At 46.5% G+C, this 24,371-nt stretch carries 23 protein-coding genes; 13 read left to right on the top strand and 10 right to left on the bottom strand.

The features are described 5' to 3' along the window. Positions 1-2 precede the first annotated feature (2 nt). From C6H04_RS06445 to C6H04_RS06430, 4 genes are read left to right on the top strand one after another with little or no spacing between them, the layout of a single operon-like run. The gene (locus tag C6H04_RS06445) at positions 3-941 is read left to right on the top strand and encodes a hypothetical protein (protein WP_158653550.1); all 939 of its coding nucleotides are present in this window, start codon (positions 3-5) and stop codon (positions 939-941) included. Between the two features lie 25 nt (positions 942-966). Beyond that, on the top strand, positions 967-1,737 hold the full coding sequence (gene cmoB / locus C6H04_RS06440; RefSeq protein WP_438940247.1) for a tRNA 5-methoxyuridine(34)/uridine 5-oxyacetic acid(34) synthase CmoB: 771 nt from the start codon (positions 967-969) through the stop codon (positions 1,735-1,737). A 2-nt stretch (positions 1,738-1,739) separates the two neighbouring features. Continuing rightward, positions 1,740-2,159: a hotdog domain-containing protein gene (locus C6H04_RS06435; protein ID WP_104695343.1), complete on the top strand. Its 420-nt coding sequence runs from the start codon at positions 1,740-1,742 to the stop codon at positions 2,157-2,159. Beyond that, positions 2,159-3,286 (top strand): glycosyltransferase, encoded by a 1,128-nt coding sequence (locus C6H04_RS06430; protein ID WP_104732659.1) that lies wholly within the window; start codon positions 2,159-2,161, stop codon positions 3,284-3,286. The genes C6H04_RS06435 and C6H04_RS06430 overlap by 1 nt, the downstream gene beginning before the upstream one ends. Here C6H04_RS06430 and lolA read toward each other — a convergent pair. Then, positions 3,283-3,795 carry a LolA-like outer membrane lipoprotein chaperone gene (gene lolA, locus C6H04_RS06425; protein WP_104695345.1) on the bottom strand — a complete coding sequence of 171 codons (513 nt, stop codon included), beginning with the start codon at positions 3,793-3,795 and terminating at the stop codon, positions 3,283-3,285. The two genes, C6H04_RS06430 and lolA, sit on opposite strands and share 4 nt — an antisense overlap. Positions 3,796-3,872: 77 nt before the next feature. On the opposite strand from lolA, the gene secA reads away from it, so the two are divergent. The 3 genes from secA to rbp all read left to right on the top strand — a co-directional run bounded on the left by secA (position 3,873) and on the right by rbp (position 8,056). Further along, positions 3,873-6,497 (top strand): preprotein translocase subunit SecA, encoded by a 2,625-nt coding sequence (gene secA / locus C6H04_RS06420; protein WP_104732658.1) that lies wholly within the window; start codon positions 3,873-3,875, stop codon positions 6,495-6,497. Continuing rightward, positions 6,494-7,732 carry an FtsX-like permease family protein gene (locus C6H04_RS06415; RefSeq protein WP_104732657.1) on the top strand — a complete coding sequence of 413 codons (1,239 nt, stop codon included), beginning with the start codon at positions 6,494-6,496 and terminating at the stop codon, positions 7,730-7,732. The genes secA and C6H04_RS06415 overlap by 4 nt, the downstream gene beginning before the upstream one ends. A 78-nt stretch (positions 7,733-7,810) precedes the next feature. Then, positions 7,811-8,056, top strand: a complete 246-nt coding sequence (gene rbp / locus C6H04_RS06410) for an RNA-binding regulator (RefSeq protein ID WP_104695348.1) — start codon at positions 7,811-7,813, stop codon at positions 8,054-8,056. Between the two features lie 21 nt (positions 8,057-8,077). Here the strand turns inward: rbp and C6H04_RS06405 are convergent, their stop codons facing one another. From C6H04_RS06405 to C6H04_RS06385, 5 genes are read right to left on the bottom strand one after another with little or no spacing between them, the layout of a single operon-like run. Next, positions 8,078-9,103, bottom strand: a complete 1,026-nt coding sequence (locus C6H04_RS06405) for a lipid A deacylase LpxR family protein (RefSeq protein WP_104732656.1) — start codon at positions 9,101-9,103, stop codon at positions 8,078-8,080. Positions 9,104-9,115: 12 nt separating this feature from the next. Further along, positions 9,116-9,829, bottom strand: coding sequence for a tRNA pseudouridine(38-40) synthase TruA (gene truA, locus C6H04_RS06400; protein WP_233709679.1), 714 nt, complete (start codon positions 9,827-9,829; stop codon positions 9,116-9,118). Positions 9,830-9,843: 14 nt separating this feature from the next. After that, on the bottom strand, positions 9,844-10,884 hold the full coding sequence (locus C6H04_RS06395; protein WP_104695381.1) for an LptF/LptG family permease: 1,041 nt from the start codon (positions 10,882-10,884) through the stop codon (positions 9,844-9,846). Positions 10,885-10,898: 14 nt separating this feature from the next. Next, a complete protein-coding gene (locus tag C6H04_RS06390; protein ID WP_104695350.1) occupies positions 10,899-11,528 on the bottom strand; it encodes a protein-L-isoaspartate(D-aspartate) O-methyltransferase in 630 nt (209 codons plus the stop codon). Then, on the bottom strand, positions 11,528-12,568 hold the full coding sequence (locus tag C6H04_RS06385) for a ribonucleotide-diphosphate reductase subunit beta (protein ID WP_104695351.1): 1,041 nt from the start codon (positions 12,566-12,568) through the stop codon (positions 11,528-11,530). Before C6H04_RS06385 ends, C6H04_RS06390 begins: the two co-directional genes overlap by 1 nt. A gap of 82 nt (positions 12,569-12,650) precedes the next feature. Between C6H04_RS06385 and C6H04_RS06380 the strand changes: the two genes are divergently transcribed. After that, the gene (locus C6H04_RS06380) at positions 12,651-13,970 is read left to right on the top strand and encodes an MATE family efflux transporter (protein ID WP_104732655.1); all 1,320 of its coding nucleotides are present in this window, start codon (positions 12,651-12,653) and stop codon (positions 13,968-13,970) included. Here C6H04_RS06380 and gmd read toward each other — a convergent pair. Beyond that, complete coding sequence (gene gmd / locus C6H04_RS06375; protein WP_104695353.1) at positions 13,967-15,061, bottom strand: GDP-mannose 4,6-dehydratase; 1,095 nt, start codon at positions 15,059-15,061, stop codon at positions 13,967-13,969. The genes C6H04_RS06380 and gmd overlap by 4 nt on opposite strands. Positions 15,062-15,070: 9 nt before the next feature. Beyond that, positions 15,071-16,447 carry a sugar phosphate nucleotidyltransferase gene (locus C6H04_RS06370; protein WP_104732654.1) on the bottom strand — a complete coding sequence of 459 codons (1,377 nt, stop codon included), beginning with the start codon at positions 16,445-16,447 and terminating at the stop codon, positions 15,071-15,073. Between the two features lie 125 nt (positions 16,448-16,572). On the opposite strand from C6H04_RS06370, the gene C6H04_RS06365 reads away from it, so the two are divergent. The 5 genes from C6H04_RS06365 to metK all read left to right on the top strand — a co-directional run bounded on the left by C6H04_RS06365 (position 16,573) and on the right by metK (position 22,180). Next, a complete protein-coding gene (locus C6H04_RS06365; protein WP_104695355.1) occupies positions 16,573-17,406 on the top strand; it encodes a HugZ family heme oxygenase in 834 nt (277 codons plus the stop codon). 61 nt (positions 17,407-17,467) lie between these two features. Next, positions 17,468-19,051 carry a CitMHS family transporter gene (locus C6H04_RS06360; protein ID WP_233711874.1) on the top strand — a complete coding sequence of 528 codons (1,584 nt, stop codon included), beginning with the start codon at positions 17,468-17,470 and terminating at the stop codon, positions 19,049-19,051. 132 nt (positions 19,052-19,183) lie between these two features. Next, on the top strand, positions 19,184-19,969 hold the full coding sequence (rpsB, locus tag C6H04_RS06355; protein ID WP_199766087.1) for a 30S ribosomal protein S2: 786 nt from the start codon (positions 19,184-19,186) through the stop codon (positions 19,967-19,969). Beyond that, a complete protein-coding gene (gene tsf, locus C6H04_RS06350) occupies positions 19,956-21,017 on the top strand; it encodes a translation elongation factor Ts (RefSeq protein ID WP_104732653.1) in 1,062 nt (353 codons plus the stop codon). Before rpsB ends, tsf begins: the two co-directional genes overlap by 14 nt. Then, the gene (gene metK, locus C6H04_RS06345; RefSeq protein WP_104695357.1) at positions 21,017-22,180 is read left to right on the top strand and encodes a methionine adenosyltransferase; all 1,164 of its coding nucleotides are present in this window, start codon (positions 21,017-21,019) and stop codon (positions 22,178-22,180) included. Before tsf ends, metK begins: the two co-directional genes overlap by 1 nt. Before the next feature lie 40 nt (positions 22,181-22,220). On the opposite strand, the gene C6H04_RS06340 is transcribed toward metK, so the two are convergent. Together C6H04_RS06340 and C6H04_RS06335 are read right to left on the bottom strand one after the other, a co-directional pair. After that, positions 22,221-22,457, bottom strand: coding sequence for a hypothetical protein (locus C6H04_RS06340; protein ID WP_158653026.1), 237 nt, complete (start codon positions 22,455-22,457; stop codon positions 22,221-22,223). A gap of 13 nt (positions 22,458-22,470) precedes the next feature. Beyond that, the gene (locus C6H04_RS06335; RefSeq protein ID WP_104732652.1) at positions 22,471-24,222 is read right to left on the bottom strand and encodes a methyl-accepting chemotaxis protein; all 1,752 of its coding nucleotides are present in this window, start codon (positions 24,220-24,222) and stop codon (positions 22,471-22,473) included. Positions 24,223-24,371 lie beyond the last annotated feature (149 nt).

The following is a 24,371-nucleotide window of genomic DNA, read 5'->3' as shown; positions in this document are numbered from 1 at the left end:
ATGTGGCTGAGGTGGTGGAGATCACTAGGGGAGTGCTTAAGAATGCGCCCTGCATACATGCCTTTAGCCATGTTAGCACGAACCCCAAAGATGCCAAGGGGGGGCTTTTTATTGCCCTGCACGCTCCAGACATTACCCAAGCCCTAGAGTGCGGGGCTTATGGCGTGCTCTACGATCAGGAGATGCCCCTTGGCGATTTAGAAATTGCATGGATTTTTGTACCCCAAGTAACAAAAGCCCTAGAGAGATTGTTGCGTTACCATTTGCTAGATGTGTGTTTACTCTGTATGTCCCGCGTGGAATTTGCAATTCTAAGTCGAATCTTGAGCGATCCGAGTATAGTGTTTTTTGAGGGAGAGAGTGTGGAGCTCCTCAACTTGAGCCTTAGGGGAGTGTCCTATATTGTGACGACTTCCAGAGTGTTTAAGGACTTTTTTTCCAAAGAATTGGAGCTAGAAGAGGCCATGCCCTGTCAAATCTTACTCCAACAACTTTTCTCTACAAGTATTCTCTACCAGGGCGCGCGTTTTGACCTTAAATTACCCAGTTTTTACGCTCCACAACTGGGGCGCACCCTATGCGCTTGCCATGCCCTCAATTTGTCTCCTCAATTAGAACATCTTGGCGTCCTGCCCTTCATGCGTGCCTCTTACACTAATGACGCGTTGGAGCTCTGTCCCCATGGCTTCAAAGTGTTGGTGGACCACATTAACTCTGAGGAAATGCCCGCCATCCTCACACACACCCGCAACATCGCCCCTTGGCACTCTGTGGCAGTCTTCAGCCCCACTCCTCTCAACATAGCCCACCAACTTTACCACGATTCTCTCCATTTGCAAACCTTGCTACACGCCCGTTTTAGCCTAGGATTTGTCTTGGGAGATGTGCAGATAGAAACATTACTGAGGAGTGCCTCCCCACAAGGAAGTTTATTTGGCTAGTTATTGCTTAGATCAAGGATTACGCATTTACATAGAGGACAACCTGAATTTAGACACGCTCTACCAAGAGGCATGGGCACTGCGTCCATGGCGTAAGGGACCCTTTATTTTGGAGCAACATGATCGGGCTTTTAAGATTGAGAGCGAATGGCGGAGTGATTTCAAATGGGATATTCTCAAGGATTGCTTAGATTTAAAGGGTAAACATGTCGCCGATGTGGGTTGCAATAATGGCTACCACCTCTTTTGCATGGCCAAAGAAAATTGTGCGAGTTTGAGCGGATTTGACCCGAGCACACTTTACAAGGCACAATTTACTTACCTCAACGCCTTGTTAAAACTTCCTATTCTCTATGAAAGTTTGGGAGTGGAGGACCTGCGCACTTACCCCAAGCGTTTTGATGTAATTTTTTGTCTAGGCGTGTTGTATCACCGCAAAGACCCCCATAGCGCGCTCAAGGCCTTGCACATGGGGCTGAACAAACAGGGGGTATTGATTCTAGATTCCTTGATTTACGATAGCCCCCTAGAAGTCGCTTTGTGTCCACGCACCTACGCTAAAATGAATAATGTCTATTTTATCCCCAGTCCACGCGCCTTACAAAACTGGGCTTTTAAAGCGGGTTTTAGTAGCTGCACTCTCCTAACCCAGCGCACCACTACCACACAGGAACAACGCAAAACTATTTGGATCGAGGGATTAAGTTTGGAGCATTTTTTGGACCCGAGTGGGTCTAAGAGTGTGGAGGGCTACCATGCCCCTATGCGGGGTTATTTTATCTTGACAAAAGGATGATGATGGCCGATACCCCTCTTGAGGAAGGCTTGCTGGTCTGCTCTAAATTAGAGCAGACTCTATGCGCGGATTTGATTTCCTTTGGATCGGGAAAAGCGACGGTGTGCTTAGTCCCCAAAGAATTCATGCTCTGCGAAGAAGACCTCGTACATGCGGGCTTTGTTGTGAGCGCAGCCAGCTTTGCCGCCCTATGCGCCCTTAACAAAAAAAATAGCTTGATTAGCTCTATCAGACTCAATTTTCTCGCTCCCATTGAAGTCAAACAGGAAATCTACTTCAACGCTTCCATTAGTCATACCAGTTCTAAAAAAGTATCTGTGCGCGTGGAGGGAGAGTTTATGGAGATCAAGGTTTTTGAAGGAGATTTTGAAATTTTGGTCTTTGACAAACGCCCTTTCAAGTTTAACTTTAAGGACGAGTAGTGGTTATTGTATTAGTGGTGGATAGTTTTGAAAATAAAAGTAATGGCACTTCAATGACTGCCTACCGCTTTTACAAAGCTTTGTGTGCGCACGGGCATGAGGTGCGCGTGGTTGCTCCTTTTGTGCAGGGGGAGGGTTTTTATGCCGTGCCAGAACGCCACATACCCTTGGTGAGCAAGATGGCCCATAAACAGCATATCCTCTTTGGAAAACCCCATCCAGAGGTGTTACAACGCGCCTTTGAAGGCGCGGATATCGTGCATCTCTTTCTACCTTTCAAGTTAGAGAAAGTGGCGCTCAAAATAGCGCGCATCATGAAAATCCCCTATATTGGGGCGTTTCATCTACAACCTGAGCACATCACCTACAATATTGGGTTAGAAAAATTTGGCTGGCTTAACCGCGCGATCTTTTGGTGGTTTAAGCAGAATTACTACCAGCATCTCTTCCATATCCACTGCCCCTCCCCCCTCATCAAATCTGAGTTAAATCGGCATGGTTATGGAGGTAAAAAATATGTGATCTCCAATGGCTTTGATCCTCTCTACACCCCGCGCACCCACAACACTAAGCAAGATGATCTCTACCACATTGTCATGGTAGGCCGCTACTCGCCCGAGAAAAACCAGCGCGTGCTCATTGAGGCAGTGCATTTGAGCAAGTATCGCGCCCATATCCAACTCCACCTCAAAGGACAGGGGCCTTGTTTGTTGGCTTTAGAGAAACAAGCAAGCAAACTAGCGCATGCTGTGGACTTTGGGTTTATAGAGTCGAATGCATTGTTGGATTTGCTCTATCAATGTGATTTGTATGTGCATAGCGCAGATGTGGAAGGCGAGGCGATCGCGTGTTTAGAGGCCATGGGTTGTGGGATAGTGCCCATTATTTCTGATAGCAGGATCAGCGCAACCAATCAATTTGCCCTTGATCACCGATCGTTATTTAAGGCTAATGATCCGCTAGATTTGGCGCGCAAAATCGACTACTGGTTAGAGCACCCTCAAGAGCGCGCCCAAGCAGAAAAAGCCTATGTGCAGAGTGCACAAAACTACACCTTGGATCAATCGATTCAACAGACTTTAGAAATGTATCAAGATGTCATTGAAGACTTTAAACACATTTACTAGTGTCTGATGAGATCAACGCCTTTAGGCAGTGTGAACACGAAGATGGAGTCTTCTAAGGGAATATTGGTTTTCACGGAGCTAAAGGTAACTTTAACCTTATTGTGAAGCTTGTCTGTGAATTCAAGTAGATAGGGTAAATTATTTTGTAGCGTGAGGTAGTAGGTGGTGCCCTTGATCTTGGTTTTATAGCGGCCGTCTTTTTGGAGTTTAGCTTTTTTGAGAATGCTAAAGAAATCTAGGGAAGTATCTAGTGATGTAAGAGTGGCTTGTAGTAGTTGGGGCTCGTAAATCACCACTTTTTTATCGCGCATATAGATTTCCTTAGCCAGGGGCTTGTAATAAACCCACTTGGCGTAATCAGGCATCTTGGCGAAAATCTCACCCGTATACACTGGGCTAGGCCCCTCACCTAGGACAACCTGCTCAAAATGTGCGCTAAAACTTTGGAAATTGAGATTAACGCCCCAAAGACCCACAAAGCTCAGGCTCAAAACCACTATCCAACGCATAGCACTCTCTTTTAGGCACGATTGTATAAAATTTTGTTAAAATCCAGGCTTATGTTAAAACGACATGGATACTCACAATGATTAAAACCCTCGTCAGTAAGATTATCGGCACCAAGAATCAACGCGCCATTAGAGTGTATCAGCAACGCGTAGCACGCATTAATGCGCTGGAAAAGGAGTGCAGTGTTCTTAGCGATGTAGAATTACGAAACTGCTTTGAGAGTTTGAAAGTCCAGGTACGCGCCCAAGAGAAGAGTTTAGATGAAGTCCTATGCCAGAGTTTTGCAATCACGCGCGAGGCTTCTAAGCGGGTTTTGGGCATGCGCCATTTTGATGTACAACTCATCGGGGGCATGGTCTTGCATGAAGGCAAGATTGCCGAGATGAAGACAGGTGAAGGCAAGACCTTAGTGGCGACTTTGGCAGTCAGTTTGCATGCAATGAGTGGACAGAGTGTGCATGTAGTTACAGTCAATGACTACTTAGCCCAGCGTGATGCTAAGGAGATGGAACCCCTCTACAACTTCTTGGGCTATAGTGTGGGGGTTGTGGTAGGGGGAAGTTTTGATGAAGAACGCCTGGAAATCTATGCTAATGACATTGTCTATGGGACAAATAATGAATTTGGCTTTGATTACCTGCGCGATAACATGAAATACTCCTTAGAGCAAAAGGTGCAAAAAGAGCATGCCTTTGCCATCATTGATGAGGTGGATTCGATTTTGATTGATGAGGCGCGCACGCCCTTGATTATCTCAGGGCCCGTGAATAAACGCATGGAAAATTACGAGCGCGCCAACATGGTCGCCCAAAACCTAGAACTCAACACGGATTTTACGATTGATGAAAAGAATCGCGTGATTCTCATCACCGAAGAAGGCATTAAAAAGGCCGAAGAACTCTTTGGGGTAGACAATCTTTATAGTCTGGACAACGCCATTCTTTCACACCATTTAGATCAGGCCCTCAAAGCACATTATCTATTCGTGCGGGATAAGGATTATGTGGTGGCTAATGAGGAAGTGGTGATTGTGGACGAATTTACAGGGCGTTTGAGTGAAGGACGGCGTTTTAGCGAAGGGTTGCACCAAGCCCTGGAAGCCAAAGAACATGTGCGCATTAAGGAGGAGAGTCAAACGCTTGCAGATATCACTTTTCAAAACTATTTTAGACTCTATGACAAAATAGCAGGCATGACGGGTACGGCGCAGACGGAGGCCACAGAGTTTTTAGAAATTTATAATTTAGAGGTCATCTCCATTCCCACCAACATTCCTATCCATCGCAAAGACCTTAATGATCTCATCTACAAAAGTGAAAAAGAGAAATTTGAGGCCGTGATCGCCAAGATCAAGGAGTTGCATGCAAAAGGGCAACCTGTGCTTGTGGGCACAGCGAGCATCCAAAAAAGCGAGGTCTTGCATGCGCTCTTGCAACAAGAACGCATCCCTCACACCGTGCTAAATGCTAAACAGCACACCAAGGAAGCCGAGATTATCAAAGATGCAGGGCTCAAAGGCGCAGTTACCATTGCCACTAATATGGCAGGGCGGGGTGTGGACATTAAATTGAGCGATGAGATCAAGGAATTGGGTGGACTCTATATCATTGGCACAGAGCGACATGAGAGCAGGCGCATTGACAACCAGCTTCGAGGGCGTTCTGGACGGCAAGGTGACCCGGGAGTGAGTCAATTTTATTTGAGCCTTGAAGATAGCTTATTGCGTATTTTTGGAAGCGATCGCATTAAAGGAGTGATGGAAAAACTAGGGTTAAAAGATGGAGAATACATCGAATCCAAACTTGTGACTCGTTCTGTGGAGAACGCCCAAAAAAAAGTGGAGGCCCTGCATTTTGAAAGCCGTAAACACCTTTTAGAATACGATGATGTGGCTAATGAGCAACGCAAGACCGTTTACAAATTTCGCAATGAATTGCTGGATGATGATTACGATATCAGCGCGCGTATTGAGGAAAATCGGCAATATGCGGTGATGAAGATTTTAGAGAACCAACAGGCTTTTGAGTCACAAGATTTTGATACACAGGATTTGGAGAGCATTGCCCATGTCTTGCAAGAAGAATTTAACGCCCATATTGACTTTAAAGACCTCAAAGAGGAGAGTATGGCGGGACTGGAAGCGTTCATTATCGATGCCTTGGAGACACAATACCAAGCCAAGATGGAGCAGGTCGAGGATCGCAATAAAATTGAGCGCATCATTTACTTGCAAATCTTGGACAATGCGTGGCGCGAACACCTCTACACCATGGATAATCTCAAAACAGGCATTGGGCTTAGGGGTTATAACCAGAAAGACCCCCTAGTCGAGTATAAAAAAGAGAGCTATAATCTCTTTTTGGAACTCATCGACTCGATCAAATTAGAGGCCATTAAGACTTTTCACAAGCTCGAACTGAGTGCAAGCACCCATGAGGATGCCCAAAGATTCTTCAGTGATGTAGAGGGGGCCCAGGAAGAATTGAACTTCAACAGCTCAGAGATTGAATTGGCTTTGAGCAATTGGGAAATGGAATCAGACAAGCTAGCTAACATGGACTCCACGGCTGTGGGTAAGGTCAAGGACCCCTCCAAAAGTATTTCCAGAAATGAGCCTTGTCATTGCGGGAGTGGCAAGAAATATAAACATTGCCATGGCAGGAGCGGTCCTAAAAAAGGGATTTTTTCTAAGCCCCGATGATTCAACCCACTTCTTCTTTAGTGCGCTTTTTAGTGCGCCGCTACCTGCGCTTTGATAGGAATCAGCCCTTCATCAGTATCACGGCCCTCTTGGCATTTTTGGGGGTGGGGGTGGGGGTGATGGTGCTCATTGTAGCCATGGCGATCATGAATGGGATGAACAAGGAATTTGAAAATAAGCTCTTTGTAATGAATTATCCCTTAACTCTTTATTCTACGAGTTATTCGGGGATTGAACAGAGCACCCTAGAAGCCTTAGAGCGCAAATTTCCCCACCTGATCTTTAGCCCCTATTTGCAGATGCAGGTCGTGGCGCGTTTCAATGGCACGGTAAATGGGGGCTTGCTCTTTGGGGTGGACATTGATAAAGAATTGCAAATCAATAGTGTTTTGAAAAAAGCGTTTGATGCAAATACTTTGCAGCACTTTAAAAGTACACCTTTCCATTTAATTGTGGGCAAAACTCTTAAAGAATCCTTGATGTTGGGAAATGCCAAAAAATTAGACCTGTTTTTTACAAAATTAGAACCTACGGGTTTTGTACTCTCTCCCACGATGAAACGCTTTGATATAGATGGCATGTTTGAATCAGGATTAAGGGCTTATGACAATAGCTACCTCTACACGAATTTAGAGGCCTTGAGTGCGATCAGAAATCTGCCCTCTGGGGTGTATGATGGTATTCATGTGTATGCACAAGATGCAATGGAAGAAATGCCTAAAATTCAAGATGCGCTTAGAGAAATCCCCAATCATGGCATCGGTGTTGAGGGGTGGTGGCAACAGAATGGTAACTTTTTCTCGGCAATGGCCTTAGAGAAACGCGCCCTATTCATTGTCTTGATGTTGATTATTTTAATGGCCTCTTTAAATATTATCAGCTCCTTGCTCATGGTAGTGATGCATCGTCGTAAAGAGATTGCGCTGTTACTCAGTCTTGGGGCTAGCACACAGGAAATTAAGCAAAGTTTTTTTGTCTTGGGCAGTGTGATTGGAGGGAGTGGGATCATTCTAGGAGTGCTTTTAGCTTGGGGGGCGATGGCATTTTTGACACATTTTCCTATTATCTCACTTCCTGCTGATGTCTATGGCATGGATAAATTGCCTTTAGATTTGTCGATGGCAGATTTTCTTGGCACTCTGGTGGGTGCGATCTTCATTGTCGCACTTTCTTCCTACTATCCTGCTCTTAAAGCAGCTAGTGTAGACGCGCTTGCGGTGCTGCGTAACGAGTGAGGATAATTTAAGCTACATTAGGGTATAATCCCTGGGTCTTTTAGCGTCAGCTAGATAGAAATTTTGCGGAGAGAGCACTTGAAGAACATTTATGTCGGGAACTTAGTTTATAGCGCCACAGAGCAAGAGGTTGGAGAACTCTTTAGTCAATTTGGAGTGGTAAATTCTGTGAAACTCATTGCGGATCGGGAAACCAAAAGGCCTAAAGGGTTTGGCTTTGTAGAGATGGAGGATGAAGGCGCGCTCAAAGCAATTAGTAGTTTAGACAACACGGACTTTATGGGTAGAACCATCCGTGTCACGGAAGCTAATCCTAGAAAATGACATTTAAACTTGGTATGTGAATTAAAAGGCGAAGCTCACTTCCGCCGTGCCGATATTGTGGCTTTGGGGTTGTTCGAGAAAAGTCTTACTGAGGTTGGTAGCGATAAAGGCCAGTCTAAAGCCCTTGTAGAGTAGGGCGATTCCTCCTTCTAGGGCGTAGATGATAGGGGAGAGGCGCGTAACACCGCGTGTTTGTGGGCTGTTACCTTGCACGAAAATATTAAGAGGTTGGTAGCTCCCACTCACCCCCGCGAATGCGTAGAAAGATAATCTGTTATTGTAGGGAAATCCTCCGCTGAGATTGCTGTTAATCTTATTGGGACCAAAGTCCGTGTCGAGGTTGTAGCCCATGCGTAGCGTACTGCCCAGTCTGACATAGCTAAGAGCGTTGCCTAGGGTAAGCCTAGCTCCTGGGATCATGTCTATAGAGAAGAAGCGCGTTTGTAGCAAGGGAACTTTGCGCAACCACTGGTAAGAAAACTCAAAAATCCATTCATTGCGAATTTGGTGAGACCAACCCAAAAACTTTGTGTCCCCCCGTTGGCCATGAATCCAATCTTGAATTTTTTGTGCCAGAGAATCAGGGCCTACCATCCCTAAGGAGATAAAAATACTCTCCAAGTTGCGTGCGCTGCGCTGGAATATCCCTAAACTGCCTCTAAACCAACCTGCATAGAGATGATCGTGAAGCACAACATTTCTTTGAGAGTAGTTTTTGAGTGAGGGCGTGTAAATGCTCTGGGTTACTGAGAATGCAAATCGCGTCATTTTGGATGACTTGTAGAACAGGCTGATATAGCGACTCCACGCCATCCACGATTGGTGGTAGGCTGCTCCCCAAAAATTATACTCCTTACTGATATAGCCGATGCGATTGCCAGCTGTATAATAGCGATCGATGGGATTGACATAGGCATCGTTCTCAGACAGGAGAGTGATGGATTGTTTTTTGTAGGGTACCAAAGTGGTGGAAACCTCTAGCAAGGAGCGCGCCGATAAGGGCAACATGACTAGCAAAACAGGGTTTAGGCATATTTTAAATAACATTAGAGAGTCCTTCTAGTAGGCAACACGCATCAGGTAGAGTCCTTGAGGTGGGGCGGGGGTGTGGTGATGGCGTTGCTGTGCATCAATCTGGGTTTGGAGTTGTTCTAAGCGTAAATACCCCAGGGAGTATGCCAAGGCCGCTCCCACTATCAAGCGCACTTGGGCGCGCAAAAAACTGGGTGCACATATTTTGATGAATACGCAGGGCACTCCTAAGAAGATGCGTTGCATGCATTGAGCATGACAGATATGGCGTTGCGTATTAGCAGGCTCACTTCCTTTTTTACTGAAGAATTTGAAGTCATGTGTGCCCATAAAGCAATCTAGCGCCTCTTGCATTTGCATTAAATTCCCATGATTGCAATGAGTGATGTAACGGCTTAAAAATGGATTATGGAGTGTTTTACTGAGCACATAACCATAGGTGCGCATGCGTGCATCAAAGCGGGGATGGAAATTTAGTGGTACGGGTTCTAACCCTCTGCATACAATGTGCGGAGCAAGTTTAGAGGGGAGGTATCTTTGCAAAGTTTGTAAACTCAGAGGGGTGCAAAAAGAGACCACTTGGGCTAGGGCATGCACTCCTTTATCTGTTCTACCTGCACACAATAAAGTATCCTTGATTCCCAAACTCTGCAGAGCGCATTCCAAAGTTTCTTGCACACTGGACAGATGAGGTTGTTTGGCGTAGCCATGAAAGGCGCTCCCATCATAGGCAATGCGCATCCTAAAGCGCTGTATCAATAGAAACGCACCACCACGCGCCGATAGAGCATGTAAGAGCCCAAAGTCCAGAGAAGTGGCAGGGCGATGGTGCCTACTAGGGGCGCGTCTTGACTCACAATGTGCATGCCTAAAAAATACAGCCCAACAGCTACTAATACATAAACATAAGAGAGATTCTTGGCATAGCGCGGATTGGCGATCCCAAATAAGGGGATAAGAAATAAACTCACTAAGGGAAAGAGAGCCACAAGCACAGCCTGAGTAAAACGGCGTTGCTGGTTCTTATCTGGATTTGTCCCAAAGGCTTTTTTCCAGTAGTCTACATAATCATGTCCATGCAAGTAAGCCGAATTTGAACGAACAGAGAATACAGGCCTGTTTTTTAAAATAAGTTCTTTAAAGTGCACTTTGCGTACCTGATCCTTAGTGGCAAAATAGGCATTGCCATGGTCTAATACCAATTCAAAAAGCCCCTGTTGGTTGCGGATTCTCCCCTCTTTAGCAATAATAAAACTCTCCGCAACTAAACTCCTGTGCGAAAAGAGCACTAGATCACTAAATACGCCATCTTGATTTTTGCCCACATAAACCAACCAATCCCCCAGTTTTTGCCCAAATTCTCCCGCCTGGATATTCACATCAACTCGCTCCTTCTTATCACGCAAGAAGGAATAATATGCACTTTTGGAGGCAGGAACTAAAATTAGGGAAAATACCAGCAAAATGACACTCACCACTAAACACAGAGGCAAAAAAGCTTTCACAAGCTGTTTGGGCGCGAGCCCTAGGGAAAAGAATACAAGCAATTCGTGGTCATAGGAAAGACGGGCTAGCCCGATTACACATGCCCCAAAAAAGGTGATGGGAATGATAAAAAAAATCGCTCCGGGTAAAAGATAGAGGTAGAGTTGCAAGAGATCTAGCGCACTGAGCTTGACAACCAAAGTTACCGTGGCGATACTAATAAGCATCACAATGGAGGCAATGAAAAAGAGCACCAAGAAGAAAGAGAAGAACACCTGAGCCACGGCATTGAGCATATAGCCTTTGGCAATGCGCATAAAACCCCCTAAACCCCCCGTTCAACCCCATCTACAATGGGCACAAACAAACAGCTATCCAACACACTCTCCACTTCTAAGCGCCCTTTTTGTTTGATAAAGCGCGTGATTTTTTGATCCTGTGTGCCCATGGGCGCTACCAAGATTCCACCCTCCTCCAGCTGATCGACCAATGCGCTAGGAATACTGGTCGCACATGCGGAAAAGAGAATACGATCGTAGGGGGCGTAATCAGCCCACCCCTGCTGCCCATCACCCAGTTTGGTGTGGATATTGGTTACTCCCAATCTTCTAAAGCGCTCTTTGGCTTCTAACAAGAGTTTTTCAATGCGCTCAATGGTGAATACACGGCGAAAGAGTTTGGAAAGCACCATAGCTTGATATCCGCTCCCACAGCCAATCTCAAGCACACTATCCACTTGATAGGGTTTGAGAAACTGGGTCATTTTAGCCACGGTTAGGGGTGAGCTGATGAATTGATCGGCACCCATGGGCAGGGCATCAAGAGTATAGGCAAGTTGCTTGGAGGGCACAAATTCCTCACGCTTGATGGCACACATCGCCTCTCTGATCTTCTCTTCTAAGGGGAAGCGTTTGGCAATGCTATCACACATATGGGCATTTTGGATGCGGTGCATTAAAACCCTTCAAAACTCAAAGCGCCCTTAGCGTAATTACTCACCCGTGCTTCAAAGAAATTAGAGCGTTGATCGTTAAAGTTAGAAAACTGATCAACCCATCTGATCGGGTGCTTGGTGTGGTAGAGCTTGGGCAAACCTACTGCATGCAAACGCGTATCTGCCAAGTATTGGATATAAGCACGCAAATTGACAGGATTTAAATCCAGAATTTCATTCTGGGTGATGACAGCCCCCCATGCACTCTCCAATTCCACAGCTTGGTGGAACATCTCCCTAACCTCTTCGATGAGATCGGGCGTAAAAAGGTCCTTACGCTCTTTTTTGAGTGCATTGATCATGTTTTGAAAGAGAGCTAGGTGAGTCACCTCATCGCGCTGGATGAAGCGAATCATTTGAGCGGACCCGAGCATTTTGCCACTTCTAGCCAGCGCGTAAAAAAAGCTAAACCCGCTGTAAAAGTAAATGCCCTCCAAAATTTGATTAGCAAACAACGCCTTGAGCAAATTACGCTCTGTCTGCGTGTGGGCTAAGTCCATGTAAACTTGCGCTACACAATCGTTTTTATTTTTCAACGCCTCATCAGTGCGCCACATCTCATAAATCTCATCGCTATTAGCACTGATGCTCTCCACCATCACCGCATAACTATGGCTATGCAAGGCTTCTTCATAGGCTTGGCGCACCAAACAGAGATTGATCTCAGGACTGGTGATAAAGGGGTTGATATTGTCAATCAAGTTATTGGTCTGCAAGCTATCCATGAAGATAAGCTGGGCTAGAGCACGATCGTAGCCGATCTTTTCCTGCGTGCTAAGTTTGAGATAATGGGTTTTATCTCCCTGCATACCCACTTCCTCAGGAAACCACGTATTGTGCAACATCGTCTTCCATAATTTGTGTGCCCACTGGTATTTGATCTGGTTGAGATCGAACATCCCAGTAGGGTTACCTCCAAAAATACGCCGCTCTTGGGCGGGTTCTGCGGAGTGAGGATTGTAAATTTTTTTGCGTCCAAGCGAGGTTTCTACTTCTTCCATCTGCATGCTTTAAATTGAGGTGAAGAGCTACTATACCCCATGCAAACTTATTATTGGGTGAATATGTGCTAGCATAACCCTTATGGAAAAATTCAAAAAAATTCTCAAACTGGCTCTGCCCTCTGCTAGCAATAATTTTTTAGAAATCTTTGTGCTGGCTATTTCCATTGTCTTCATGGGCAAACTCTCAGACACGCACATTGTAGCCATGGGGGTGGGTTTGCAGTACCTGCTCCTTTTTTACTCTCTCAATTCAATCTTTTTTATTGGCACCAATGCCATGCTCAGTCGTCTTGTAGGCGCAAAGGATTTAGAAAGCGTTTCGGTAGGGTATTCTAGCATTTTAATGGGTGCGGGCGTGCTCTGTGTGTTCGCTTGCGTGCTGGGCTTTATAGGAATTGGGTTTTTTGTGCCTTGGATGGGTGTGAGCACACAGGCCAACGCTCTAGCCCATACCTACCTAGAAATCTTTATTTTTGCTATGCCCGCTATTTTTCTCAAAAATGTAATGGTGGCTGCACTAGCCAGCCTCTCTGATACCTTAACCCCTCTACTCATTAAAGCGTTTATGAGTGCTATCTGTTTGTTCCTCAACCAAGCCCTCATCTTTGGAGATTGGGGGTTTGTGCGCTTGGACATCGCGGGAGCCGCTTGGGCTAATGTGATCGTATCCTTCTTAGAATTGGCCATTTTATTTGGAGTCATTGCATTCAAAAACACTCCCTTAAAGTTCCGCTGGATTTTTGATTGGAAATTTTTCAAGCGCACATGGCATGTGGGCTGGCCCTCTGGCTTTGAGCGACTCTTGAGTCTGTTTTCGATGACTCTAGTTTCCAAATTTGTTGCCAGCTATGGCGATGCGATTTTAGCAGGCATGCAGGTGGGCTTGCGGGTGGAAACTTTTAGCTTCATGCCTGGACTAGGCTTTACCATTGCATGCATGGTGTTAGTAGGGCAGAATCTGGGGGCTAATCAAGTCCACATCGCCCAGGACTATATCCGCGCTACTCTCAAAGTGGCGGGCTCCCTCTTGGGGATTTTGGGTGTTCTCATGGTGATTTTTGCCAAACCCTTTGCCTCTGTATTCACGCAGAATGCTATCGTGATCGAGGTAGCATCGTGGTATTTAGCTGCGGTAGGGGTATCCCAAGTGCCCTTGATTTTCTTGTTCGTGCTCGATGGGGCATTTCGGGGTGCAGGGATGGCGAAAGTTTCGCTCTACATCAACACCATCAGCCTTTGGAGTTTACGCATCATTCCGATGTACATTCTGCTCAAAAGTGCTATGGATGTTAAGTGGCTCTTTGTCATCATCTGTGCAGAAACCTATGTGCGCGCGGGGATTTTCTACTGGGCATATAGGCGAGGGTGGTGGAAAAAACCTGGGCGCTTTGTGTCTTAGCGCAATGACGCTTCCTTTTTGGCTAGGGCAAGATCGCTAACCAACATGTCGGTAATCAGATCGTCCACACTAAAATGGCGCTTCCAGCCCAATTCACGCTCAATTTTACTCGGATCCCCCAAGAGTAAATCCACTTCTGTGGGTCTGAAATAGCGCGGGTCTACTTGGATCACTACCTGCTGCAATTTCAAGGGCATGGTTTCTTTGAAGAGAGTGTTGGGCTTAAACCCTACCACCACACCCTTTTCCTCCAATCCCTGCCCCTCAAAGGCGATTTCCACCCCCACTTGGGCAAAACAACGGACACAAAATTCACGAATACTCATGGTCTGTCCGCTAGCGACTACATAATCTGTAGGAGTATCATGTTGTAACATTAAGTGCATCGCCACCACATAATCCTTAGCATGTCCATAGTCGCGCTGGGCATCCAGGTTACCTAAATACAAACACTCCTGCAAGCCATGGAGCATGCGCGCGATCGCCATCGTGATCTTGCGTGTAACAAAGGTTTCCCCACGTACCGGGCTTTCATGGTTAAATAAAATACCATTCAGCGCGAACATATTATACGCCTCGCGGTAGTTTTTGGTGATGTAGTAACCATAGAGTTTAGCCACCGCGTAGGGGCTTCGTGGATTAAAGGGCGTGTTTTCATTTTGGGGGGTCTGTAACACTTCTCCGTAAAGCTCCGAAGTGCTGGCTTGATAAAAGCGTGTGTCATGCAAATTGAGCAGGCGCATGGCCTCTAAAATGCGCAAAGTCCCTAGAGCATCTACATTAGTCGTGTATTCGGGCATCTCAAAGGAAACCTGTACATGGCTTTGAGCGGCTAGATTATAAATTTCTGTGGGGCGCACCTTGGCAATCAGGCTGATCATATTGCTCGAATCGGTCAGATCACCATAGTGCAGAAAAAAGCGGGCGTGTTGGCTGTGCACATCTTGGTAAATTCCATCAATCCTACTGGTGTTAAAGGAAGAACTGCGGCGTTTCACCCCATGCACCTCATAGTCTAAATCTAAAAGGTAGCGCGCTAGATAACTTCCATCTTGACCGGTGATTCCAGTGATTAAGGCAACTTTTTTCATCTTTTTCCTTTAAGGGCGTTTGTAATCATCTTCCAGGCGTTCAATGTCATTTTCATCACACAGCCCACATTGCACTTCTAAAATTCTTAAGGGTTGATCGGTACTATTGCCTAATCTGTGCAATTGCCCCTGTTTGATAAATACGCTCTCATTGGCATGCACTTCTAAGTTTTGCTCTTCAAGCACCACGCTTGCCACTCCCTCCACCACGACCCAGTGCTCGCTGCGGTGTTGGTGGCGTTGCAAACTCAGGCGTTTATGTGGGGTGATCTCTAAGAGTTTGACCTTGAAAGTGGGGTGTTCTAAGAGCACCTCAAAGCTTCCCCACGGGCGGTATTCTAGGACATGCGTTTTGACCACATCAGGATGACTCTGCTCGAGCTTGCTCACAACACTTTTAAGCGCGTCTAAATGACTTTGCTGGGCGATGAGTAAAGCATCTTTGCTATCCACCACCACACACTCCTCTATTCCCAACAAGCACACTAATTTATTCTGAAGGCCAAAAACATAATTGTTCGTGGCTTCGTGAATCTCTAGCATTCCCTGATGGCAGACATTGCCCTTAGAATCCGCATCTAAACTTTGCTTGAGACTTAAAAAATGTCCCACATCACGCCATGCACCTTCAAAGGGGATCAGTGCCAGATTTTTAGAGCGTTGCCATAAACAGACATCCACACTGCCCTCCACCAATGATTCCATGTGGTTGCATTTGATCAAATTGGGGAGGTGTTTGGCAGAAGCGTAGATTTTTTGGCAGGCTTGGAGCATATCAGGGACATGGAGGGCGCATTCTTGTAAAAACGCTTTAGCCTGAAAGACAAAGATTCCGCTATTGATGAAAAATTTTCTATCCTTTTGTGCGCAGAGTTGGGCGATCTGTTCTGCGCTGGGTTTTTCTACAAAGTCTACGATTTGCCCTGCAAGTGTGCATGCGATCAAACCATACTGGCTATTGGGTGAAGTGGCAACTCCCAGCAACACCATCTTACCTTGCTGAGCTAGAGGGCGGGCTTGGTTCAAAGCGTTTTGTAAAGCCTCTTGATCCATGAGGTGGTCTGTGGGACTAATACAGAGAATTTCCTCAGGAGCACAAGTTAGGCTGGCTAGAATCAAAGCGTTCATGGTGTTTTTAGGTGCGCTTTCTAGCAGAAACTGGGTGCGCGACTCCAAATGTGCCTGACTCACTTCCTCCAAGGTATGAAAGTAATGCGCCTGGTTACACACCACTAAAAAACGCGCCTCTTGGTGAATTAGGCGTTGTAAAGCCAAGCCAAAAAGACTTCGCCCCTGATAGAATTTGAGAAATTGTTTAGGAAAGATGCCGCGACTCAGAGGCCACAACCTCTTTCCACTCCCTCCACTTAACACAACACACACCATAGCGCAACTCCTAGATAAATAGGCTGTAGCTTTACACCGATCGCGTTAGCACGCGGTTTGTAAATCCTAAATTAATGTTCCTATGCTACGATATAAAGCCTTAAATTCTAACTAGGAGTTTTACCATGGATTTGAAGTTTATCCTCGATCACATGAATCAAAACCATGTGCAGGAAATGAAAGGCTTGCTTGCCAAATTTGGTCAGATCAAAGATGCGCTAGATGTGCGTTTGAAAAACGCCACCACAGAGTTTATTGAAATTGCCTACAAGCTCAAAGACAAGGCAGAAGAACAGGTGCAAAAAATCGACTACCCTGCCAAGGTGGCTAAAATGGAGGACATCAAACATGCCATTATTGAGCTATGTAAATCCATACCCCAAACCACGGATTTAGAGAATGTCCGCGCGGATTTAGAAGCTTTTAGGGATGGGTTTAGCAGTGTCTGTGTAGCCAGCCTTAACCCCCAAAATGAAGTGGTGTGCTCTTATAGTGCACTGCTCTCTTCTCAAGAGGGCGATTGCACCCAGTTTTACATTTATGTGAGCGAAGTGGCCGAGCATTTTAGCAGTCTTAAAGCGCACCCTGAAAATGTAGAAGTGATGTTTTTAGAGGACGAAGCCAGCGCAAAATCCCCCATTTTGCGCAAACGCCTACGCTATAAGACTCGTGTGCATTTTGTAGAGAGGGGCGCAGAGTTTGATAGGGTTTACGATAACTTTCTAGCCAAACATGGCAAGGGTAGGGGACTTGAAGCAATCCGCCACATGCAAGACTTCCACTTGATTAAGCTGGAATTTATGCGTGGGCGTTTTGTGAAAGGCTTTGGTCAGGCTTATGACATTGACGCGCATGGCAAGATTAGTTATGTGGGCGCACAGGGCAATCCCCATAACATGGACAAAAACCCCCACGCCCATCCCCACGCGAGTCATCCCCACGCCCATGCGCACCCCTAATCCAGGTTTTTGTTCCACTTTTCGCCCCTCCCTTTGGGGGGCATTTTAAAGAGGCTTGTAGGTGTTAATTTTCTTTGCCTGCGCGATTATTGTTGCTTTGATCTACACGCTGCTACGCGAGCGCTTGTCTCCCATGGTCGCCTTGACTCTCCTGCCTTTGGTGGGTTTGCTTGGTTTTTGGGGAGTGAGTGGACTTACTGGGAACAAGGTTGTTCCCAGTAACTACGCCTACCTTCTACAAGATTCTTATATTCAAAATTTCTTAAGTCAAGTTGCCCCTACACCCCTGCCTGGCGATGCCTCTGAGCGTTTTGCACAAGCAGCTTACCAAGCTCTCAAGCTCAAGCCAAAAGTTAAAAACCCAGTGGTTAATGCCACACAAATCACCCAAGCCTACCAAGCCGGCCTAAAAACTCTGCAAATCCAAGCCTCCTTTGAATCCGCTTTGCAAAGCATGTTGCAAACTCACTCCATTATCCGTAGTTTACAAGATCACACCCAAGTTTTGGTTGCGTATTTCAGGCAGGGGGTCAATAAGGTCTTTAACATCGCCCTCATGTTTCTCTTTGCTATTCTCTTTTTTGGGATTCTCAATGATGTCGGGCTGTTTAACCCTCTAATCAGGGGCGTTATTGCACTCTCTAAAGGGAATGCGATCGCCATTTGTGTGGGCACTTGTGTGATTGCTACACTTGCGCACTTGGATGGCTCGGGAGCGAGCACCTTTTTAGTGGTGATCCCCCCACTCTTGCCCATTTACAAACGCCTCAATCTCAATCCCTACCTTTTGGTATTGCTGGTAGCGATGAGTGCGGGCTTGGCTAATCTCTTGCCATGGGGTGGACCTTTGGGGCGCGTGGCCAGTGTATTAGGAGTGGAAACTAGCGCGCTGTATTTCTCTTTATTACCCTTGCAAGCTATCGGACTGGTCTGTGTGCTTTTTTTAGCGGTGATCTTGGGCTGGAGAGAACAAAGGCGTTTGAAAAATGCACCTCTTCAAAACTTAGAAGATGCCCCCAGTATGGACTTGGGCGCAACAAAGCACTTTCTAGCTAATTTATGTGTAGCGTTGTTGGCGTTGTTAGCCGTTGTGTGCAAAATTTTACCCCCAGAACTCTGCTTTTTGATCGCGCTTTGTGTGGCCCTGCTCATCAATTACCCCAACCCCAAAGCGCGCATGGATAAGATCAAGCAATATGCTCCAGAGGCGATTTCTATGGTCTTGATCTTATTGAGCGCAGGCATGTATATTGGGATTTTGAGCGGGTCGGGCATGTTGCAAGCCATCGCCAAGCATTTAACCGACTATTTACCCGCTTCAATCTTGCCTTATTTGCATTGGATAGTCGGGGCTTTGGGCGTGCCCTTCAAACTAATCTTGGACACCAATAGTTATTACTTCACTCTCTATCCCATTGTCGCCAGCCTAGTAGCTCCCATAGGCGTAGAGACCCAAAGTGTGGGTTATGTCATGCTTGTGGGCGCGACTTTGGGTACTTTTGTCTCTCCTCTTTCCCCCGCACTTTGGTTAGGACTAGGGCTTGCCAAACTCTCTATGGGCAGGCACATTGCTTATAGTTTCTTTTGGCTTTGGGGGTTGTCCTTACTACTCATAGGAGTGGCCAAATTACTCGGACTGCTTTAGCCACCTCTTTAAGTTAAACTTGGCTTTATAAGCCATGCGTTAGAATGCCTGCTTGTCTGATGACAAATTCACACACGCCCCGCCTTAGAGTGATCCATAGGGGTGTGGCGGCAAAACTTTAAGGAGTTAAGTATGATCACAATGAAAGATTTATTGGAATGTGGGGTGCATTTTGGGCACCAGACAAGGCGTTGGAATCCCAAAACTGCCCGCTTTATCTTTGGAGTGCGCAAGAACATCCACATCATCGACCTGCAAAAAACCCTGCGTTACTTCCGCTATACCTATAATGTGGTGCGCGATGCCAGCGCAGAGGGTAAAACCATTATGTTCGTGGGCACGAAAAAGCAGGCCAGCGATGCGCTCAAAGAATACGCGATGCAAGTCAATGTGCCCTATGTCAATTACCGCTGGTTGGGAGGCATGCTCACCAACTTCAGCACTATTAGAAAATCCGTGCGCAAGCTAGAGATCATGGAAGAGATGGAGAGCAGCGGGCAGATCGATCTGCTCACCAAGAAAGAGAAGCTCATGATCTTGCGCAAGAAGGAAAAATTAGAGAAGTATCTAGGTGGGGTGCGCCACATGAAACAAATGCCCGATATGATGTTTGTGGTAGATGTGGTCAAGGAAAAAATCGCTGTGGCGGAAGCGCGCCGCTTAGGTATCCCCATTGTCGCTCCCCTAGACACCAATTGCGACCCCGATTTAGTCGACTACCCCATCCCCGGTAATGACGATGCGATTCGCTCTATTCGCCTTTTCTGTAAAGAAATGGCAGAGGCGATCACAGAGGGACGCGAATTAGTGGGCAGACCTCATGAGGGGAGCGAAGAAGTCGAACATGTCAGCGCACAAGAACGCGAAGAGGTGTTAGAAGAAGTATACCAAGAAGGAGAAGAACATGAGTCAAATTAGCGCGGCACAGGTGAAGCAATTGCGCGAGATTACAGACGCGCCCATGATGGATTGCAAAAAGGCTTTAGTGGAATGCGCTGGAGATTTAGACAAGGCTATCGAACATCTACGCCAAAAGGGTTTAAGCAAGGCAGTTAAAAAAGCCGATCGCGTGGCACGCGAGGGGGTTGTGGCCTTGAGCGTGGACACGCATCAGGCAATCATGCTAGAAATCAATAGCGAAACGGATTTTGTGGCTAAGAACGATCACTTTAAAGCCTTAGTAAGCAAGAGTTTAGAGGTGGCGAAAAGTCAAGGAGTAGAGAGTGTGGAATCGCTCTACAAGGCCTCTGTAGAGGGGCAGAGCTATGAGAGTTATCTACACGGCGCAATCGCTAAAATTGGCGAGAATATTGTCGTGAGGCGTTTGGCTCATGTGAATACGGAAGCTAAGGAAGTCGTCCATGCGTATTTGCATGCCAACCACCGCGTGGGCGCGATTGTCAAGATCGCCTATCAAGACCCTAAGCACACAGAAAGCCTAAGGGAATTAGCCCGCCAAATTGCTATGCATGCTGCGGCTATGAAACCTGTAGTGTTAGATTACCACTCCTTTAGCCCCGAGTTTATCGCTCAGGAACAATTAGCCTTGGTGGCAGAGCTAGAAAAGGAAAATGAAGAGCTTAAGCGACTTGGCAAACCTCTAAAACACATCCCAACCTATGTCAGTCGTGCCCAGCTCACTCCTGCTCTATTGCAAGCTCAAGAAGAGGCGTTCAAGCAAGAACTCAAAGACCAGGGCAAACCCGAAAAAATCTTTGATAAAATCATCCCGGGTAAAATGGAACGCTTCATTGCCGACAACACTCTCTTGGATCAACGTTTGACCTTGCTGGGGCAGTTTTTTGTGATGGACGATAAAAAGACCATCGCGCAGGTACTGGAGGAAAAGAGCGCGCAGTTACAGGATTGCTTAAATATCAGTGCTTATGTGCGTTTTGAGGTGGGCGAAGGCATTGAGAAAAAACAAGAGGACTTTGCAGCCGAGGTGGCTGCACAGATTAGCTAATGGATCGCTATCTTTTTACTTCGGAATCTGTAACCGAAGGGCATCCGGATAAAATGGCCGATCAGATCAGTGATGCGATTTTAGACTATATCATCGAGCGCGACCCCCATGCGCGTGTGGCATGTGAAACCTTATTGGCCAATGGGTTTTGCGTGATCACGGGCGAGCTCAAAACTCGCGTTTATGCTCCCATGCAAGAGATTGCGCGCGGGGTAGTGCGTGACATTGGTTATACCGACGCGCTCTATGGCTTTGATTACCGCAGTGCTGCCGTGCTCAATGGGATTGGCGAGCAGAGCCCGGACATTAATCAGGGCGTGGATCGTGCCGATGGCGAGGTGGGTGCTGGAGATCAGGGTTTGATGTTTGGCTACGCCTGCGATGAAACCCCCTCCTATATGCCCCTAGCCATCGATTTAGCCCATTCTATCACGCGCGCGCTCGCCCATGCCAGAAAGAGCGCCATCTTGCCCTTTTTGCGCCCTGATGGCAAGGCGCAGGTTACAATCCGCTATGAAGGGCATAAGCCCGTGGGAGTGGACACCATTGTGGTATCGACCCAGCACAGCCCTGAAGTCGATCAAAAGCACCTCAGAGAAGCGGTGATTGAGGAAATTGTCTACAAAGTGCTTCCAAAAGAGTTTCTCAACGATAATATCACCTACCACATCAACCCTACTGGTAAATTTGTGATCGGCGGACCACAGGGTGATGCGGGTTTAACGGGGCGCAAGATTATTGTGGATACTTACGGAGGGAGTTGCCCGCATGGAGGGGGGGCTTTTAGTGGTAAAGACCCTTCTAAGGTGGATCGCAGCGCAGCTTACATGGCGCGCTATATTGCTAAAAATTTGGTAGCAAGCAAGGTATGCCATCGGGCGACTGTGCAACTTGCCTATGCGATTGGCGTTGTAGAGCCCGTATCCGTCTATGTCAACGCACATGGCACGAGTACTTATAGTCCCGAACAGCTCGAGGCTTGCGTGCGCGCCCTCTTTAAACTCACGCCTAAGGGGATTATGCAGAGCCTGGACTTGTTGCGCCCTATTTATCGCCAAACTGCTACTTATGGACATTTTGGACGCGAGGGCTTTAGCTGGGAAAAGACGGATAAGGCTGAAGAAATTGTAGGACATCTGAAGTCTAAGTCTTTGAGGGCATAGGTATATATGCCTAAGGAGGGGGATTCTCAATTGCGAGTTTTTATCGTTCACCTCTTTGAAAAAAACGCTTGATTCGACCCCACAAACTTCGTTGTTTGCGTCGTTCTTCCTCCTCTATTTCTTTTCTAATTTCCTCAACAGGTTTATCAAAAACAATTTCTATGTAATCCTCGCACCCATCTGCGCATTCTATGCGAATCACATTGGGCGGGAGTGTTTGGCGATCCTCGCTAGCGCGCTCTTCTGCTAATTTGGACTCTGGAGTGTCCTTTTGCATCACTAAACCTTCCTTAAAACTTTTTGCTATTGGCCTCATTGAGGATATTTTGCGCAATGTGCTGAACATTCTTGCTAATGCTTAGAGATGTGGTAGCAATTTCGGCATTATGAATCATGGTCTGCTCAAGTGTTTCCATCGCGTTGTTGATTTGTGTAATACTTGCTGTCTGTTCCTCTATGGCACTGGCAGCCTCGTTGATGGATTGAGTTAGGGAATGGGTGTTGAGTTCAATTTCTCCCAAAGATTTTTGCGTGCGCTCGGCGAGTTTGCGCACTTCATCGGCCACCACGGCAAATCCCCGTCCGTGTTCGCCTGCCCGTGCGGCTTCAATGGCAGCATTTAAAGCGAGAAGCGTGATCTGATCGGCGATTTCATTGATGATGAGTACCATGTTTTTAATCCCCTCCGATCGTTCGATCACCTCCTGACTCTTGGCATTCACACTTTGCATGGACCCGCTAATCTGTCCCAACGCACTCACGGTCTGCTCTAACGAACTCACTTGCTGTTTGGAAGCGTCTTGTAGTCGATGCGTGGTTTCATTGAGTGTATTGGTCTCTTGATAGAGTGCGTGGGCGAATTCTAGGGAATGTTTAAGTGAATCCACAATACTACGTTGCAATGTGTTGATATCATTGGCCAATTGCAAAAAACCGCCCTGTAGACTGCTTGTATCAATGCCGGCTTGGAAATCATTTTTAGAGTAGGTTTGGATGGTGGTGCAGATATGGCGGAACATATCATTCAAGAATTGGAAAAAGGTATTGAGGTCGTTACCTAAGCGTTCGAGCTCGGGATTAGCTGCGTGGGCGTGGATAATCTGCGTGAAATTCCCCGTATGCACATTACCCAATACATCCAACGCGTCTTTGGAAAAATGCTGATCGGCTTGGAAGTGCCCCACTGCTTCCTTGACATTGTGTGTAAGTGCACGCGCCATCTCACCTAGCTCATCCTTAGAGTGCAACACAATTTCTTTAGGTTCTTTTTTGGCCCGATAGTTGACAAATGCGAAGAAATCCCTGAGAGCCCCACTGAGTGTTTTAATATTCCTGGTGATTTTACGATAAAACAGATAGTATAAGGGCATAACCACTAGTAGTAGGAACGCTACGACAATGGCAGCATAGAGGTAAAAGTGATAACGCATGCTCCCCGCAATTTCATCAATGATTGCTTGCGAGCGCCGAGTCACATTATCCATGTAGACACCTGTGCCAATCCACAAATTAGATGTGCCTTCAATTTTTTGTGCATAGGACACCTTGTCCGTGTCTTGGGTACCTCCCTCTAAAAGGGGTTTGGGGAAGACATAGTAAACAAAATTCCCACCTGCCATCGCGGCCTTGTAGAGTTCTTGGATGTAGAATACGCCATTTCTATCTTGGATATCTCTAAGACTTGTGCCTAGTTTATCCTTCGCATTGGGATTGTAAAATGGGACATATTCCTCATAGGCAAAGAAGTAACCCGATTTATCCTCTTCAAAGCGAAAGCCATCGAGGATATGCGCAATAACTTGTCTTTTTCCTTCCTCCGTGGGAACATCTTTAATGGCGTTAGAAATGCTGTGCGCCAGCGCATCTGTAGCGAGTTTAAGTTGTTCTCCAAGCAAGTGCTTTAGATCGATGTTCACCAGTTCGTGTACGCGTTGAACAGATTCTCGATTACTTTGCGCAAACAGGAGCAAAGTCACCCCCATAGCAATGACGGAAAATGTCCACAAAACAATGATTTGCCTACCTAAAGAAAAAGAACTCACGCAACACTCCTTCAGTGACTTTGCTTACACGCTGTGGGTAATACACAATACGACCTCCATTGATTGGAAGGTGGAGTCGAATGTCTGCACTCCGTTTGACATACTTCCCATAGAAATCCGGGAGTGTTAGTGTTAGGGTATAGCGCAGG

The sequence above is a fragment of the Helicobacter salomonis genome, from assembly GCF_900197775.1.
Taxonomy (GTDB): domain Bacteria; phylum Campylobacterota; class Campylobacteria; order Campylobacterales; family Helicobacteraceae; genus Helicobacter; species Helicobacter salomonis.
Note: the sequence above shows the minus strand (reverse complement) of the source record. Positions and strands in the feature narration are given on the sequence as shown.